This window comes from Wolbachia endosymbiont (group B) of Gerris lacustris (assembly GCF_964028355.1).
Classification (GTDB): domain Bacteria; phylum Pseudomonadota; class Alphaproteobacteria; order Rickettsiales; family Anaplasmataceae; genus Wolbachia.
Map to the genome: position 1 here is coordinate 989,809 of NZ_OZ034761.1, position 17,195 is coordinate 1,007,003.

Annotated in this window: 14 protein-coding genes, 1 tRNA gene and 2 pseudogenes; 9 read left to right on the top strand and 8 right to left on the bottom strand. The window is 33.9% G+C overall.

Going from position 1 to position 17,195, the window contains the following annotated elements; all coding sequences use genetic code 11:
- Positions 1-243 precede the first annotated feature (243 nt).
- The 5 genes from coxB to ABWU62_RS05065 all read left to right on the top strand — a co-directional run bounded on the left by coxB (position 244) and on the right by ABWU62_RS05065 (position 7,140).
- A complete protein-coding gene (gene coxB / locus ABWU62_RS05045; protein WP_264331190.1) occupies positions 244-1,008 on the top strand; it encodes a cytochrome c oxidase subunit II in 765 nt (254 codons plus the stop codon).
- A gap of 15 nt (positions 1,009-1,023) precedes the next feature.
- Positions 1,024-2,574 (top strand): cytochrome c oxidase subunit I, encoded by a 1,551-nt coding sequence (gene ctaD, locus ABWU62_RS05050; protein WP_353287727.1) that lies wholly within the window; start codon positions 1,024-1,026, stop codon positions 2,572-2,574.
- 1 nt (position 2,575) lies between these two features.
- Complete coding sequence (locus ABWU62_RS05055; RefSeq protein WP_010401351.1) at positions 2,576-3,463, top strand: heme o synthase; 888 nt, start codon at positions 2,576-2,578, stop codon at positions 3,461-3,463.
- A gap of 175 nt (positions 3,464-3,638) precedes the next feature.
- Positions 3,639-4,076 (top strand): ribonuclease HI, encoded by a 438-nt coding sequence (gene rnhA / locus ABWU62_RS05060; protein ID WP_353287728.1) that lies wholly within the window; start codon positions 3,639-3,641, stop codon positions 4,074-4,076.
- Positions 4,069-7,140, top strand: coding sequence for an AsmA-like C-terminal domain-containing protein (locus tag ABWU62_RS05065; RefSeq protein WP_353287729.1), 3,072 nt, complete (start codon positions 4,069-4,071; stop codon positions 7,138-7,140). The genes rnhA and ABWU62_RS05065 overlap by 8 nt, the downstream gene beginning before the upstream one ends.
- Positions 7,141-7,170: 30 nt before the next feature.
- Here the strand turns inward: ABWU62_RS05065 and ABWU62_RS05070 are convergent, their stop codons facing one another.
- The 5 genes from ABWU62_RS05070 to ABWU62_RS05090 form a co-directional block, all read right to left on the bottom strand.
- A complete protein-coding gene (locus ABWU62_RS05070) occupies positions 7,171-7,584 on the bottom strand; it encodes a YqaA family protein (RefSeq protein WP_353287730.1) in 414 nt (137 codons plus the stop codon).
- Between the two features lie 6 nt (positions 7,585-7,590).
- Positions 7,591-8,955 (bottom strand): cysteine--tRNA ligase, encoded by a 1,365-nt coding sequence (gene cysS, locus ABWU62_RS05075; RefSeq protein ID WP_353287731.1) that lies wholly within the window; start codon positions 8,953-8,955, stop codon positions 7,591-7,593.
- The gene (locus ABWU62_RS05080; RefSeq protein ID WP_353287732.1) at positions 8,948-9,604 is read right to left on the bottom strand and encodes an exopolysaccharide biosynthesis protein; all 657 of its coding nucleotides are present in this window, start codon (positions 9,602-9,604) and stop codon (positions 8,948-8,950) included. Before ABWU62_RS05080 ends, cysS begins: the two co-directional genes overlap by 8 nt.
- Positions 9,605-9,866: 262 nt before the next feature.
- Complete coding sequence (locus tag ABWU62_RS05085; protein ID WP_006013840.1) at positions 9,867-10,034, bottom strand: twin-arginine translocase TatA/TatE family subunit; 168 nt, start codon at positions 10,032-10,034, stop codon at positions 9,867-9,869.
- A gap of 141 nt (positions 10,035-10,175) precedes the next feature.
- Positions 10,176-10,919: an ABC transporter ATP-binding protein gene (locus ABWU62_RS05090; RefSeq protein ID WP_353287733.1), complete on the bottom strand. Its 744-nt coding sequence runs from the start codon at positions 10,917-10,919 to the stop codon at positions 10,176-10,178.
- Between the two features lie 151 nt (positions 10,920-11,070).
- Here ABWU62_RS05090 and ABWU62_RS05095 point away from each other — a divergent pair.
- Positions 11,071-11,144: transfer RNA gene (locus ABWU62_RS05095), tRNA-Arg, on the top strand.
- 69 nt (positions 11,145-11,213) lie between these two features.
- On the opposite strand, the gene ABWU62_RS05100 is transcribed toward ABWU62_RS05095, so the two are convergent.
- Positions 11,214-12,464 carry an ankyrin repeat domain-containing protein gene (locus ABWU62_RS05100; protein WP_353288171.1) on the bottom strand — a complete coding sequence of 417 codons (1,251 nt, stop codon included), beginning with the start codon at positions 12,462-12,464 and terminating at the stop codon, positions 11,214-11,216.
- 126 nt (positions 12,465-12,590) lie between these two features.
- Between ABWU62_RS05100 and glpX the strand changes: the two genes are divergently transcribed.
- Both glpX and ABWU62_RS05110 read left to right on the top strand, forming a co-directional pair.
- On the top strand, positions 12,591-13,514 hold the full coding sequence (gene glpX / locus ABWU62_RS05105) for a class II fructose-bisphosphatase (RefSeq protein WP_353288172.1): 924 nt from the start codon (positions 12,591-12,593) through the stop codon (positions 13,512-13,514).
- A gap of 142 nt (positions 13,515-13,656) precedes the next feature.
- On the top strand, positions 13,657-15,108 hold the full coding sequence (locus ABWU62_RS05110; RefSeq protein WP_353287734.1) for a hypothetical protein: 1,452 nt from the start codon (positions 13,657-13,659) through the stop codon (positions 15,106-15,108).
- A 5-nt stretch (positions 15,109-15,113) separates the two neighbouring features.
- Here the strand turns inward: ABWU62_RS05110 and ychF are convergent, their stop codons facing one another.
- Positions 15,114-16,208: a redox-regulated ATPase YchF gene (gene ychF, locus ABWU62_RS05115; RefSeq protein WP_353287735.1), complete on the bottom strand. Its 1,095-nt coding sequence runs from the start codon at positions 16,206-16,208 to the stop codon at positions 15,114-15,116.
- Between the two features lie 90 nt (positions 16,209-16,298).
- On the opposite strand from ychF, the pseudogene ABWU62_RS05120 reads away from it, so the two are divergent.
- Positions 16,299-16,711: pseudogene (locus tag ABWU62_RS05120) on the top strand (transposase); the annotation flags it as partial.
- A 121-nt stretch (positions 16,712-16,832) separates the two neighbouring features.
- Here the strand turns inward: ABWU62_RS05120 and ABWU62_RS05125 are convergent.
- A pseudogene (locus ABWU62_RS05125) lies at positions 16,833-17,192 on the bottom strand (integrase core domain-containing protein); the annotation flags it as partial.
- Positions 17,193-17,195 lie beyond the last annotated feature (3 nt).

The window sequence follows — 17,195 nt, forward strand, 5'->3', positions numbered from 1 at the left end:
GAATTTCCTTAAAGTAAATACTTAACTTAAAATATTATAATATTTTAAGTTAAAATAGATTCATGTAAATGCTTTTTCCTCAAGTTAGTATCGTATTATTATATTTATTAAATGCTAAAAAAAGATTAATCATCATTTACTTTTGATTCAATATTTAGCAAAACACTTGTGTATATCCTATAATCTCTGTTTGCATAGTAAGTTTATATATACTATTATATAGTTAGTTTTACAGCAAAAAATATGGTGAAGTTATTTGCACTGTTGATAATATTTTACTCAAATATATCTGTTGCCTCTGCTCCTACTTCCTGGCAATTTGGATTTCCTGCTCCTGCAACTGAAGTAATGGAGGCTGTAGTTAGGTCACATTCGTTTGTGATGCTTGTGATGGTTACAATAATGCTTTTTGTGTGGGCGCTGCTTGCTTATATAGCGTTTCGCTTTCGTAAAAGCAAAGTAACAAACATAAGTAAAACTACCCATAGTGTTCCTTTAGAAATTATTTGGTTTGTTATACCAACTATCATTGTTGGAATATTAGCCTTTGAAAACGCTAAATTACTGAAGCTACAGGAAGAAATACCGAAAGCTGACATAACACTAAAAGTTATTGGCCATCAATGGTATTGGAGCTACCAATATCCAGAATATCAAGGTGTGTCATTTGATAGTTATATCAAGGGAAAAGATGACTTTATTGAAGGGGATTTGAAGCTATTCTCTGTTGATAACAACATCATTTTACCCGTTAATACTAACGTTCGTTTACAAGTTACAGCAGGAGATGTGATACACAGTTGGGGAGTGCCGGCTTTTGGTGTAAAAATTGATGCGATACCAGGAAGGCTGAATGAGGCGTGGTTTAATGTCAAAAAGCCAGGTGTTTATTACGGGCAGTGCTACGAATTGTGTGGTCAAGGCCATGGATTTATGCCAATTGTTGTTGAAGCAGTAAGCAAAGAAGATTTTAATAAGTGGATCGAAAATAGAAAATTAGTGAGTTAAATTTGGAGTATAGATATGAGTGATGTACCAAAGGGCATAAAGCGTTGGTTGTTTTCCACTAATCATAAAGACATAGGGACACTGTACATTATTTTTTCCATATTAGCTGGAATTATTGGTGGATTATTATCGGTGATTATTCGTACTCAGCTAATGCACATTAATATACTTAACAATAATTATCAATTATATAACGTAATGGTTACAGGGCATGCGTTGATAATGGTGTTTTTTATGATAATGCCAGCCCTCATGGGAGGATTTGGTAACTGGTTTGTACCTCTCATGATTGGTGCACCAGATATGGCATTTCCTCGTATGAATAATTTAAGTTTTTGGTTATTAGTGTCATCTTTTATTTTGCTCATTCTCTCAGTGTTTATTGGTGAAGGTCCAGGTACAGGTTGGACTTTATATCCACCTTTATCACAGGTAATATCCCATCCAAGTGCAGGAGTTGACCTTGCTATACTTGCACTTCATGTTGCTGGTATGTCGTCAATTGTTGGGGCGATCAACTTTATAGTTACTATATTTAACATGCGCGCAAAAGGAATGTCATTAACTAAGATGCCACTGTTTGTTTGGTCTGTCTTGTTAACAGCATTTATGTTGATTGTTGCCTTACCAGTGCTTGCCGGTGCTATAACTATGCTTCTTACTGATCGCAATATTGGTACTTCCTTTTTTGATCCTGCCGGTGGTGGTGACCCTGTGTTATTTCAACATTTATTTTGGTTTTTTGGTCATCCGGAGGTTTACGTAATTATTTTTCCTGCATTTGGCATCATAAGTCAGGTTGTATCAACTTTTTCTCACAGACCTGTATTTGGTTACATAGGAATGGTTTATGCAATGATAGGTATAGCAGTATTTGGCTTTATGGTTTGGGCTCACCATATGTTCACTGTTGGGCTTAGTGCTGACGCTGCTGCATTTTTTAGCACTACCACAATTTTTATCGGTGTTATAACTGGTGTAAAAGTCTTTAGCTGGATTGCAACTATGTGGGGCGGAGCAATTGAGTTTAAAACCCCTATGCTATTTGCGTTGGGTTTTATTTTCATGTTTGTTGGCGGTGGAATAACGGGAATAATTCTTTCTCATGGTGGAATAGATAAGCTCTTGCACGACACCTATTATGTCGTTGCTCACTTTCACTATGTCATGTCGCTTGCTGCATTATTTGGAGCTTTCGCCGGTTTTTATTATTGGATAGGTAAAATGTCAGGTAAGCAATATAACGAGTGTTTAGGAAAGATACACTTTTGGCTCACTTTTATTAGTACCAATGTCACTTTCTTACCCCAGCATTTCCTGGGATTAGCAGGTATGCCAAGGCGCATACCTGATTATCCCGACGCGTTTATCCCTTGGAATTATATATCCTCAATTGGCTCATATATGTCCTTTCTTTCAGTTATGTTTTTTGTATTTATAGTTATACATCTCTTTAAGTGGGGCAAAAAAACTGGAGATAATCCTTGGGAAGGTGACACTTTAGAATGGACGGTATCTTCACCACCGCCTTTTCATACTTTTGAAAAACCACCAGTGATAAAATAGAATGTACACAAGTGTTTTGCTAAATGTTGAATCAACAATACTGGATTTTTGGCATTTGCTGAAGCCAAGGATAATGTACCTTGTAGTGTTTACTGCAATTGCTGGAATGGTTGCTGCACCAGGTAGCATTCATCCTTTCCTTGCACTAATATCTCTTATGTGCATTGCTCTTGGTTCAGGATCTGCAGGTGCAATAAATATGTGGTATGACAGAGATATAGACTTGCTTATGGAGAGAACAAAAAACCGCCCTATACCTTCGGGTAGAGTTTCTGCAGAAAGCGCGCTTGAGTTTGGTATAACTCTTGGAATATTGTCAGTATTTATCATGGCAATAGCAGTGAACTATGTTTCTGCTGCTTTGCTTGCAATTAGCATATTATTTTATGTTTTTGTGTATACAATTTGGCTCAAAAGGCGTACTCCGCAGAATATTGTTATTGGTGGTGCAGCAGGTGCTTTTCCTCCAATGATTGGCTGGGCGGTTGTAACTGACTCTGTAAGCTGGGAAAGTTGTATTCTATTTTTAATAATTTTTATGTGGACTCCACCACATTTTTGGGCTCTATCCTTAAATAGATCTGAAGATTATACAAAAGCATCGATTCCAATGTTCAATATCGTTTATGGTCCAGAAAAAACGAGGAAATATATATTAATCTATAGCGTGTTACTCGTATTAACTAGCTTACTTCCAGCACTATTTTTGAAAAAGGCTCTATTTTACCTCAGTATGGCAATTATTGAAGGGTGTGTTTTTATTTGGTTTGCTGCATCCGTTATAAGGCTTAAGAGTCATAGCTCGCAGAAAAAAATGTTTTCTTATTCGATTTCTTATCTATTTTCTCTGTTTGCCAGCGTTATTTACTGCTCTATTGATTTGTTTTAACCATGAAAGAACATAAAAACTATCTTTTACTTTCTCTTCTAATAATGCTCGTTGTAGCACTTTTTTTTATTTCCATAATAAAATTTAAAGGTGCGGCTTAAATTGCCTCTATATCTATAAAAATTGTGATTTTATAGAAGCAACGATATACTTTATTAATTCACTACAGTTAAAGATGAAGAAAAAGGAAGTGACAATATACACAGATGGAGCATGCTCTGGTAACCCAGGGACAGGAGGGTGGGCAGCAATCATATTATTTCAAAATCATAGAAAGAACATCTGTGGTAGAGAAGAAAATACTACAAATAATAAAATGGAGTTAACAGCAGTGATCAATGGACTGAAGGTATTAAAATTTCCTTGTAATATCAGTTTGTATACGGATAGCCTCTATATTAAATGCGGTATAACAGAATGGATAAATAAGTGGAAAATGAACGGCTGGAAGACAAGTAATAAGAAGTCAGTAAAAAATATAGAATTATGGAAAGAATTAGACGATGTTGCTTTGCAACATGAGATTAACTGGAAGTGGGTGAAAGCGCATAATGGTGATAAATACAATGAAGAAGCCGACAGCTTAGCAAGAAAAGCAATAATCGATGCTTAAAAAAATAGCTCTATCATTTTCTATAATTTTATTATTTATATTCTGCTTCTTTATCCCTTTTAAAGGGGAAGGTCCTTTAGAAATCAATATTAGTTATATTAATTTTTATATAAAGAAAAAAATATTAAAGATATTTACCAATTCGGATGTCAGCATGGAGAGTACCTCGGTTATTTGGCAGAAAGATGGCAAGCTAGTCATTACAGATTTAAAAATAATAAATCCTGACTTTACCATAGAAGTTCCTGAGCTTTTCGTACACTTTAAGTTAAGTTCCAAAAAGTTCTCTCAGATTTTAGCTGATAATGTGCATGTATGTATCAAGAGAGAAGAAACTCATGTTAATCCGCAAAACTCATTAGACCTTCTGGATAATCATTATTTAAATAGTAACCGCCTTCCTTCGGTTTCATTCCAGCGCGTGACGCTGGAATCTAGAAAAAAAGAAACCTGGATCCCAGTGTCAAGCACTGGGATGACAGGGAAGAATTTCAAGATGACAGAAAGTAGTGCAAAAAATCCATTAAAAACAATAAGGGAATTTTTTTTTGGCTTAAATGCGGATTCAAAAATTGAATTTACTAACATCACTATTCATAAAGGCACAGAAGATGAATCTTTTATTGATAAATTATATATAAGAAAGGGGGAAGATTTTAATGTTTTAGATATTCATGTGAATACAAAAGATGGAAAAGGATTTTTGGATGATTTATCAATTACGATAAAAAATCGCAACAATTTGCTAAATGCGTACGGGACATTTTATGATCTAAAATTGGGACTATTGAGCGAGTTTTCTACATTAGTTAAAAGCTACAATTTGGACAAAAACATAGGATTCAAAGGAAGCTTCTCAGTGAAAATTAATAAAAAGGATGAAATTGTAGATGGAAATATATACGTATTGAATACAGAAAATTATTTGAACAAAAATTTGGCCTTAACTAATGTAAATATAAATTTAACATATAGTGATGGAATTGTTAGTGTAAAAAACTTCCATTTTAAGTTAAATGACACGTATCTCTCTTTAATAGGCAAGATGAACTTTAGTACAAGTCATGCTTTGCTTAGAATTAATATTAGTAAGTTTGCTGCAAAGGATTTATGTACTTATGTACCAGATGGTGTAGTAAATAGTAAATTTAAAAGCTGGTATTGTGATAATATTAATGGGGATATTTTAAATACTATTGTAAGTTTCAATGGCAAAATTAACAATTTGGTTAATGACGATCTGTCAGACATTGTAATTGTTGCTGATATAGAAAACGGTAGCGTAAAGTTTGATGAAGATTTTGAGCAAGTAAAGGAATTAAAGGGTGATTTAATCATCAAGAATAACAATCTCAAAATTATTGTAAATAGTGCCAAGTTCCAGAATTTCACTATTGATGGTGGCGAAATTGAGATGCAATCTCTCAATAAGGAAGATTCAGTTCTCATCATTAACGGTCGAGCTGTAAGTGATGCTTATGGGTTATATGAACCTATAAAATTTAAGCTGGATGATATGATTAAGATTACAAGGGACAGTATGGGTGGAATAGCAAAATCCGTATTCAGTTTTCGCATTTTTAATTTAAATGCTGATGATAAAAAAGTAGATTTCTCAGCAAATTTTCATTCTGAGGTTGACAACTTAGTTGCTTGTGAAGCAAGTCTTGGTAAGTATGACATTAAACTTAATTTTGGCGGAGACTTTATTAATTTAAGCGGCAATGGTATGGTGAATAATACACAGCTGCTATTTGACCTAAAAAGTAGCAATAAAAATAGAAATTTTACCTGGAATTTGACTGGAGACTTGCCTGCTCAAATACTTAATTTCGGTGATGGTTACATCAATGCAAATATAGAATCAGCGATAAATCAAGATAAGACTGGATATGTTAATGGTAATATAGATTTATCAGAGCTTGAGTTGCGTTCAAGCTACTTAGGGTGGAAAAATCATTTTGAAGATCACAATAAAGTTTTATTTTCTACAAGGCTAAAAGGAGCAGGTAAGTTACTAATAGACAAACTAGATGTTGTAGGAAATGATCTAGACATAAAATTTAGCGGAAGAGTAGAAAATGGAAATCTATATTTAAATTCTAGCAACTTTAAATTACCTGATAATAATTTTAGTATAGAAATTGAATCAGGTAAGGAGAAAAATGCCATAACTATTCACGGTGAGAAAATCAACTTAAGTGATGTGTTAGGTTTACTTGGCAAAGATAGTAATCGATTAAATAACAAAATAGAAGTTACTATGAATGTTGATAATATAATTATGAAAGAAGGAATTATCATAAAAGATGCTAAGCTAAATGTAACTTGTGCTAAAGGTGATTGTAGTGGAAGTCAATTCACAGGACAGTTTTTAGAAGATAACAGTAATATACTAGTAGAACATAGTGAAATAGGGCTTGAAATATATTCGGATAATTCAGGTATGCTTTTGCGTTCTTTAGGTATTGGTAAATCAGTTAAAAATGGCAAATTATCTCTTTATCTGTCTTCTAAGAGAGAAAATGGAGAACGTTATGGCATGTTATCTATCAGCAATTTCTATATCAAAGATGCTCCACTACTTACTACTTTATTATCAATGTCCTCACTGCCTGGCATTGTAAATGCCATCAAGAACGAAGGTGTGCATTTCTATAAGTGTAATGCACCTTTTTCATATAAAGATGGCACTGTTGAAATTGAAGAGACTTGGCTTGAAGGAGCAGAATTGGGAATTAGCACTAGTGGTAGGATCGATATTAAGGATTATAAATTCCAGGTTGAAGGACAAGTAATACCGGCATACTCAATTAACAAATCTTTGTTGAAAATCCCTATAATCGGAAAACTTCTGACTGGTGGAAAGAGTAGGGGGATTATTTCAATAGACTACAAAGCAAATGGTGATGATAAAAACAACAACGTATCTGTTAATCCTATCTCTTCTCTCACTCCAAGCTTATTTAAGAGGTTATTAGGAGTATTTGATCGTATTATGACAAAAAAAACTAATAAAAGCATTTTAAAGGATAGTGTGAAGAAAAAATTTAGCTCGACATGACCGGAGGGAAATTTGTTTGTTAATATTTAGTTAGATGGCAAATATTAGATACAACAAGCAGAGGAAGTTAGATAAAATAATTAAGGAAACAAGAATATAAAGGTTTAACTTGAAGTAACCGGATAAAATCTGAATTACACTTCCAAGTGCTGGTACCCACGAAAGCAATGCAACTGCACAAATCAGTAGGTGCCTTACAATTTTTGGTGTTTTGTCTTCATTCTCTAATTTGTGATGTGATCTTCTGATAAAAATTGTTATTCTACCTAAATACCAGTTAGCTATTCCACCAAGACTGGATCCTAATACTCCAAAAAGTAATATAAGTAGTTGATCGTAGTTTGACCTAAAGCATAACATAGTATAAAGTACAAAACCTTGATGTATGGGTAAGATAAGCGATGATACTAGGCTATCTGTGAACAACAGAAGATAATTTTCCATATGAATTTACCAAATTGTTGTACCATCTTCATTATCAGAAATTGTAACCCCCATTTGTTTTAGTTGCTCTCTTATTTTGTCTGCAGTATCGTAATCTTTATTTTGTTTTGCTACTTTTCTTAAGTCTATCAACCTTTCTATTTCTTGATGACTCACACCACTTACAAACCACTCTTGATAACTTGACTCAAGAAGACCAATAAATCGTGCACTCTTGATAAAACTCTCAGTTAATTTTAACTTCTCATTTTCATTATTAGTTTTGTTGATTTTTGTAGCCATTTCATGCAATATGGCTAAAGCTTCAGGAATGTTTAAATCGTTTTTCAAAGCCTCTATAAAATCTTTAGAGACTTCTGCATCACTTTCCTTAATACATGTACTACGTAATAACCGATAAAACTTGTTTAAAGTTTCTTGCGACTCAGAGATAACATTTTCTGTCCAATCAAGTGGTTTTCTATAGTGAGTTTTGAGCAGTGCATAACGTATTACTTCACCCCTGACTCCACTATCTAGCAAATCCCTTACTTTGACTATATTAAATAAGGATTTGCTCATTTTCTCTTCATTTACCGTAAGAAAACCGTTGTGTACCCAATATTTTGCAAACGTTGACCCAGCAAATGCAGATTTACTCTGCGCAATTTCATTCTCATGATGAGGAAATTGCAAATCTATACCTCCACCGTGAATGTCAAAATCTTTGCCGAGGTAAGCATACGACATTGCTGAACACTCTATATGCCATCCTGGCCTTCCCTCTCCCCATGGACTATTCCAGTAACTTGAAAGTTTGTAATCAGTTTCGTTTGCAGGTTTCCACAGTACAAAATCTCCTGGATGTCTTTTACTTTCATCAACTTCAACTCTACTTCCGTGATCCAATTCATCAATTTTTTTTCCTGATAATGCACCGTATTCAGGATAAGACTCTATACTAAAATATACATGCTTATTGGATTCATAGGCATGACCAGATTGCAGCAAAGACTCAATTAACTTGATAATATTATCTATGTTTTTCGTTGCTTTTGGTTCATATGTTGGTTCTGCACAATTTATGCTTCTCATGTCTTCATGAAAAGCCTTGGTGTAATATGTGCTGATGCTTTCTATATTACCACTCTTCTCATTTGCTGCATTGACTATTTTATCATCAATGTCAGTTATATTACGCACATAAGTAACTTTGCCATAACAAAATTTAAGCAGTCGAAATAACACATCGTAAACAACAATAGAACGTGCATTACCTATATGTGCCGTATCGTATACCGTTGGTCCGCAAACGTACATTTTTATATGATCTTTATCGATTGGTGTAAAGGACTCTTTTTTTTTTGTTAAAGTGTTGTAAAGCCTAACCATATACAAAACTTTTTAGAAAAGAAAATGCTCCAAGTATAAGTTGTGGTCCTTTAACTATTACAACAATGGTAAGTAATATTCCACACAAAGATAATAAGACTCCCAGTATAGAGAGAAGCCCATCCCTACTCATAAGACCAAGTGAGATGAGAGTTGTGCCAATTGCAGGAATGAAATTAGTAAGAGGTAATGGAAGAGCTATTGATAACGCACAAAGTAGCATTATAAAAGCTAAAATTTTTTCACCAGGCCCGTAAAAAATGAAAGACATTCTCGGTTTCATGAACTTTTCTATTTTTTTTAATATAGGTGAAGTTTTTTCTACCACAAGAGCTAATGTTGAACGTTGAAAAGATTTTCTTTCTAGCCAATTAGGCATCCAAGGAGAATCAAACCCAAATAGAAGCTGCAGTGCAAATAAGATTAAAGGTATAGAAAGAATAGTTGTATAGCCAGGTGGAACAGGTATCGGTACTGACAGCGGCAAGGAGAATATTATTATTAGAATACCAAAACCACGCTCATGTAAAGCTGTCTTAATATCGAACAATGTTACCTTATCACTACCATTGTTGTTAGTATCTGCAATCTCTTTTAGAATATCAGAGGCCAATTTTTTATCTTCAGTCAAATTCTCACTTTTTTGCATAATTGCTCTTTGATAACACTATACCTTCTAACTAACATAGTTAGTGCTATATTTCAATGTTCATTATTCATTCACATTAAAGATTAACCTTGTGTTAAGGTGTTGTAAACACGTGTAAAGTTTTTAGGGGAGAGTGCTTCTATTACAAGCTTGCTTTATCTATGATACCAAGCGAAATGGAGATTATGCTTAATTTTTTAATTCATCAGGTTTTTTAAACAAATGACACGCACTAAAGTGCGTGTCATGAAACATAAGGACGCTAACGATCTGGTTCGTTAGATGATAGTTTTTCTGAATCCTTAAGTTCTTGTTTAAGGTTTTTAATGCCTTTTCCTAAATCACCCATAACTTGTGGTAACCTACCTGCACCAAACAGAACTAAGATTATTATTAAAACTAGAAACAGTTGCCATGGTCCTAAACTCATTTGTACCTCCATTGAACTTTTAAATATTAAACCTGACTGAAGCCAAGTAACACATGAATTATATCACCTTTATTTAATTATAGGTCAAAATTTTCGATCTATTTTATAACAGTTTCAGATTAGCTTGAAAAGGATGTGCTACTAGGTTTCGTTTAGCTGTAGAGTAAGAGGAAGCTCATTGAAAAAATTTGCTAACGTATCATCTTTAGGTTTGTTGTATATGTAGCTAGGAACTCCTGATTGAATAATTTTACCATTTTTCATCACGTAAATAAAGTCTGCAACTTTCAACGCTTCTTGTGGGTCATGAGTTACCATGAGTACAGGAATATTTTTACTTCTAAAAAGTGACAATATATGGTGCCTTATTCGGTATTTGAGCAGTATATCTAAATTAGAAAATGGTTCATCGAGCAAAACAACATCAGGATTTTGCGCCATTACTCTTGCTATTGCAACTAATTGTTGCTGTCCTCCTGATAAAGCATGAGGGTACATGTTTTCATATTTTTCTATATTAAATAGCTTCAAGATTTCCAATGCAGTAAGGTATTTTTCTTTCTTAGAAGTACTGCAAATAGCAAAAGTTATATTTTCTATTACTGTTTTATGAGGAAATAATGCAGAATGCTGAAAAATCAATCCGATATTTCTACGCTCTATAGCAATTGACACTTTGTTACTTGCAACTAATTTATCATTTATAACAATGGTTCCAGATTTTGGATTTTCTATTCCTGCGATTAATTTTAAAATTGTTGACTTGCCACAGCCAGAATGTCCTAGTAAACAGGCAATACTTCCTTTCTTTACCTTAATGTTTATATCGTTTAAAGCAAAGCCATCTTGATTATTATAAAAATAACTAATATTGTTAACTAGCATTAACCTTTCAATTGGAACCGTGTTATTAAATATAACAGTATTACAGTCAAGAAATACAGAAATATTTTTTATTATTGTGAATTAATTGTACAGGGTGCCTAGAAAAATGCGAGACTTTTTGCTATAATTTTGCATAAACAGCAGAAGACGCGGGACTATAGCTCAGTAGGATAGAGCGTTGGATTCCTAATCCGAAGGCCGTGCGTTCGAATCGCACTAGTCCCATTTAACCTTAGTCAAGTGAAAGAAAATACTACAGATTTGTAACGTTGCTCTAGAAGCTAGAGTTTTAATCTACAACATTTGCGTGATTGGGTTTACAGGCTCAACCTTATTTTCTCTCATTTCCCTGTAACTTGGAAGTGTAAAATTTTTTACATGTAATCCAGTTGCCATTACAACTAAAATAGCTAAGACACTGCAAACTAACGCACCAGCTACGGATGGAACTATCACAGCAGCAGCAATAAATAATCCTGTAATAACAACTCCAACAACATCAATGCTTAATGAGGTGTAGAAACTTCCCTTACTTTCTTTGTATTTAGTTTCTTTTTTATGTTGTGGAGAAAATTGAGCATCTACAAAGCCGTTAGCTTTCTTATCATTATTTGGTGTGACAGTTGGGCCAACCCTTGTTGATATAGGCGTTTCATTTTTATTATTATTACCACTAGTACTAACTGGAGGCACTGTTGCTACAGGTCTATTATCAATGTTCCCATTACTTTTGCTAGGTTCTATTCTAATTTCCTTTACATTAGACGTTTTCTGTTTTTCTTGTTTCTTTTCTATTGATGATTCAAGCAATTTAATTATTGCAATATTTGAGTAGTATTTACGATGATCAGAGTTGTTGGGATCTCCTTTAAATTCAGAATCTATTTTAAGTTCTTTTCCAAGTGATGACTGACTTTCTTTAATTATTATCAAAAGATTTCTTATACTAGCTTGCGGTATACCCTGCATATGCTTTAAAAGTAAACTAACTTTTGGTGGATCACCATCTATAGAGGCATCACTCAGAGCCTGAACTTTCTCTTCTTCAGTAAATCTCTTGTTGTTCAAGAGTATCTTCATAATTTCAGTGCTTTCATTGTGAGGAGCTGTGTTGAGAACATCTAGTATTTTCGTATGATCTATGTAATCTAACAATATCTCAAACTCTTGAACTTTGCCTGCATTAATGGTGGTCAACAAAGCATTCGATTTTCTTTCTTGATCAAACTCACCGCTATCCATAAATATCTTTATAACGTTAGGTTGTCCACCTAACACAGCGTAATCCAATACAGTTTTAGAAGTAGTATCTCCAATATCAATTTTAATATTTGACTTTGCAAGCAATTCAACAATTTTTAGAAATGTATCATAATCATTTAAAACACTGCTTTTCCCTGAGCGTAGAACATCCATAAACAAATCACAAATCTTTGCATCTGTTGGCCCACTTTGTTTTAGCTTCTCACCAAATCCCTGAGCAGTTATATCAGGGTTATTAATTACAAATTCCTTTACATCTTCATAAGTTAAATTACCTATCATATTCAAATCTTACCCTCATTGCTATACGCTTATTATATCAACTTTTTCATTATCAATCAAGTAATCTTGCAGTCTCAAATGGCATGATATATATTGTATGCTTTATTTATGACTCTCGAGTAAATGATGGAAGATTTAGCCTATAAGTTAGTGAAAGTAACCGAAGCTGCAGCACTTGCTGCACATAAATTGGTAGGTTTAGGTGATGAAAAAAAGGCCGATCAGGTTGCAGTTGACGCAATGCGTATGGTGCTAAACTCCATGGAAATAAATGGTACTATTGTAATTGGCGAGGGGGAGAGAGATGAAGCACCAATGCTATATATCGGAGAAAAAGTTGGCACAGGAAGTGGCCTTGAGATTGACATCGCTGTTGATCCACTTGAGGGCACTACGATTTGTGCTCATTACAAATCAGGAGCAATGTCCGTTCTTGCTGCAACGAAAAAAGGTAATTTTTTACATGCACCTGATGTTTATATGGAAAAGATAGCAGTGGGAAAAAATCTCCCAGAAGGTGTAGTTTCACTGAAAAATAGTGTTGAAGGGAATTTGGGCAATTTAGCTAAGGCAAAAGGATGTAAAGTAAGTGATCTTATAGTAACTGTACTTAAACGTGAAAGACATGATGAGTTAATAGCAAAAATTAGGAAATTGGGTGCAAAGATTAAATTAATAGATGATGGCGATGTTGCAGCCGTAGTTTCGCTAATAAATGGCAATCACGATATGTATATTGGAATAGGTGGAGCTCCAGAAGGAGTTCTTGCAGCAGCAGCGCTACGCTCAATCGGTGGGCAGATAGAAGGAAGGTTAATATTTGACACGGATCAATTAAAAGAAAGAGCAAAAAATTTGAATATCACTGACCCAGAAAAAGTCTACACCGTGAAAGACATGGCAAGAAGTGAATCAGTGTTTATTGCAACTGGAGTAACAAATGGAGAACTTGTGGATGGAATAAAATTTGATCAAGATACCTGCTTAATCCATTCATTAATAATATTACCTGGTAAAGTAGTAAAAATACAAACGAAATCAATATCTTGAACATTTATTATATACTAATTATATAATTTTGCAGAAGCTATCTATAGTTGTCCTATAAAAAATGAGTTTATATATTAATTTTAGCTTTACAGCATTTGGCATTAAGTTATAATTAAGCTTACTTATATATAAGAGGTGTGAAATGTTTGGTTGGATTCCTAATTTCTTAAATATTTCCAGTAATGAGGAGAAAAACTCATTGCCTGAAGAAAATAATCATTCTTTCTCTAACAGCACAGAAAGTTTATTAGTCCAATCTACTAAAAAAAATCCTCAACTTGATGATCAAAGTAGAACTGACCCATCTCTTCAAACAAATCTTCAATTTAGTGAGGATGATGTAAAAAACGTGCTCCAAGACTTCAAAAAATTGGATTATAATGATAGTAAGTGTTTTAACAAAATAGCAGAGAAGTATAAAAAAGAGAGAGGCCTTTTTGACTATGTAGTGTTAAGCAAGCGAAGGGAGATAATCAATATATTAGATAATAAGCTTCCTGATCTCAAAAGACAAGAAGAGTTTAGAAAAAGATTGGGTGAGTATATTTATTCTAGGATTAAAGATGGAATGAGTTATGGAGAAAAGCTCCAAAGTACACTTCAGTTTCTTAAAGGTAGGGCAGAAGAAGTATTATCAGATTTTAAAAATTTGAGATTCGATTTTAAGGATAATAAATGTGAAGACCCTAATGATTATGTAAATTATAATAGTGGCCGGCCGGCAGATCCATTTGATAAAATAGCAAATTATTATCGAAAAAAAAGGGATATTTTTCTTTTTAACTGTGCGATATTGAGTCAGCAAAAAGAAATAATGAATATATTAGATAAGAAGTTTACTAATGAAGATCAGAAAAAGAATTTTGAAAATAGGTTAGGTAGATATCTTATTCGAATTGAAGAAGGGATGAATGATGCAAAAGAATTTCTAAAAGAAGATGGTCTAGTAGGCTTTTTTGATGGACGTTATTGGTCAGGCGAAAATCAAGAATTTAATCATTATGATAATCTTAGTGTAAATATTATTAAACCTGAAAAGAGTTTAGAAACAAGCCATCTTTTCACTAACAAAATTGAAAGGATGGAAAGAAATAAAAATGGGGTAAAAAGAGCAAAAATATACAGCGATGGTAAACTAATTGTAACGATTGAAAAGAATGACAAGCAACAAAGAAATTACCGCTTTGCAAAAGATGCAACATGCAATATGAAAATTAGGTGGAGTGCAGAAGATGAGAAAGGTAATTCTGTTAACTGCTTTATTAGTTTAAATGTAAATCCTAGTGACATTGAGATTGATCAGGTAACTATTAATGGTGAAAATGTTCAAGTAGAGGAAATTTTAGAATTAGCTAGGCAAAATAAGGATGTGATTATGGAAGATAAAGCTTTACATGAATTTTTAGAAGGATATCTGCAGCAAGATGTACAATCACAGGAAGAGATAATAAAGAGATGTGATGAAACTCCTGGAACTAAACTTGATAATCTGGAGATAGAGCAGTTCTCTTTCTCTCCTTTATCTGAAGAGGAGATAGAGGAAGAAGAGAGAAGAGAATATGAAAATTCATGGGCTGCATCAGGAAGGTGTTAGACTAATTAGACATTAAACCTAAAGTGCATTATATCACCATCTTGCACTATATAGTTTCTGCCTTCGAAGCGAATTTTTCCTGCGTCTTTACAAGCCGGTTCACTTCCATACTTTATGTAGTCTGCAAAGCTTATGGTTTCTGCTTTTATGAAGCCTTTCTCAAAATCAGTGTGGATTACACCTGCTGCCTTATCAGCTGTTGATCCTATTTTTACTGGCCATGCCCGTGCTTCTTTGGGGCCCACAGTAAAGAAAGTTATCATACTCAGCACTTCATACATAATACGCGCTACTCCATCAAGTCCTGATTCTTGCAAGCCAAATTCTAATAAAAAATTCTGTTTTTCCTCTTCACTATCAAGATTTGCAATATCTGCTTCAAGTTTTGCTGAAATGCAATAAAATTTACTTTTATTTTCTTCCGCCATTTTTTTTACCCTTTTAGATAGTTCATTACCAGTTATGATATGCGTATCTTCAACATTGCAGACGTACATAACAGGCTTTGTTGTTAGCAATTGAAGTGACTTCATTTCATCTTCATCAATATGCTCTAAACTTCTTGCAGGCTTGCCAAGTTTTAAAGTAGCTAAAACTTCTTGCATCAACTCAAGCTGCTTCTTTAGCTCTTTACCACCTTGCTTTGCTTTTTTTTCAAGTTGCGGTAGCCTTTTTTCTATGCTGTCAATATCAGCTAGGATTAATTCCATTTCCACTATTTCAGCATCTGATATTGGATCTACAGTACTGTGTACGTGACTGATATCATCATCTGTAAAGCATCTGAGCAGATGAACAATAGCATCAACTTCTCTGATATGACTTAAAAATTTGTTTCCGAGTCCTTCACCTTTGCTTGCACCCTTAACCAGGCCTGCAATATCTACAATTTCTAATTGGTTGTAAATTGTTTTCTCTGAGTTGGCAATTGCTGCAATTTGTTTCAAACGCTGATCTCGTATTGGCACTTTGCCAACATTTGGCTCAATTGTGCAGAAAGGATAGTTTGCAGCTTCAGCTGCACTTGACTCTGTGAGCGCATTAAATAAGGTTGATTTTCCTATATTCGGCAGTCCAACTATGCCACAGTTAAAGCTCATATTCGCTATCTTAAAGCCGTAATTATTGCATAATTTAAAAATTTTTGCTATACTTAATTAGTTACTGATTAATAAGTTTTTTAATATAGAGTGCATCAGATACGCAATTCATTGAAGTATGTGGCTAGCAAAGATACAAAGAGCTTTTTAAGTGATTTAAAGAAGGTATATCAAGCACCAAGCAAGGAAATTGCTGAGAATTATCTACTAGAACTAGATGAAAAATGGGGTGCAAAGTACCCTATGGTTATAAAATCGTGGCAGAATAACTGAGAAAATTTGTCTAGTTATTTCAAGTATTCTGATCCAGTGAGGAGAGTAATTTACACCACTAATCCCATAGAGGGGTTACACAGGCAAATTAGCCAAGACCAAAGACCAGCATAAATGCCTTGTACAAACTGATATATTGTGCTATATAAAAGGTGGAAGAAAAGTGGACGGTGCCCTTACGTGATTGGGCATTAACTATCTCTCAGCTTGACATTTTCTTTCTAGATTGAAAATTGATTTGAGCTGAAAATGTGGTGTGACACAGTGTATTTAACCATACGCGTCAAGTTAAGGAAATAAAGGTATGAAAGAGATAGTGTAATAGTTTAGACTTGATCTGACAGTCATGAATTATCTGACAGAAGAATCGACGAAGTCAAAACCGATATCAGAATCTGTTTTAATGTTATCAATATTTTTTTGGTAAGCAATATGCATACTATCAAAAAAGGTCTGCATAGGAGTCTTACCATAGCAATACTTACCGGAATGAGGTCTAGTTCTGTTGTAAGAATGCAACCAATGATCGACATCTAACTGAAGCTCCTCCAAAGTACTATAAATCTTTTTCCTGAAGATAATATTGTAACATTCATCTTGCATAGTTCTATGAAACCTTTCACATATACCATTAGTCTGTGGAGAGTAAGCTTTGGTTCTAGAATGATCAATATTTTCTACTCCCAAATATAACTGGTAATACCAACTCTCATT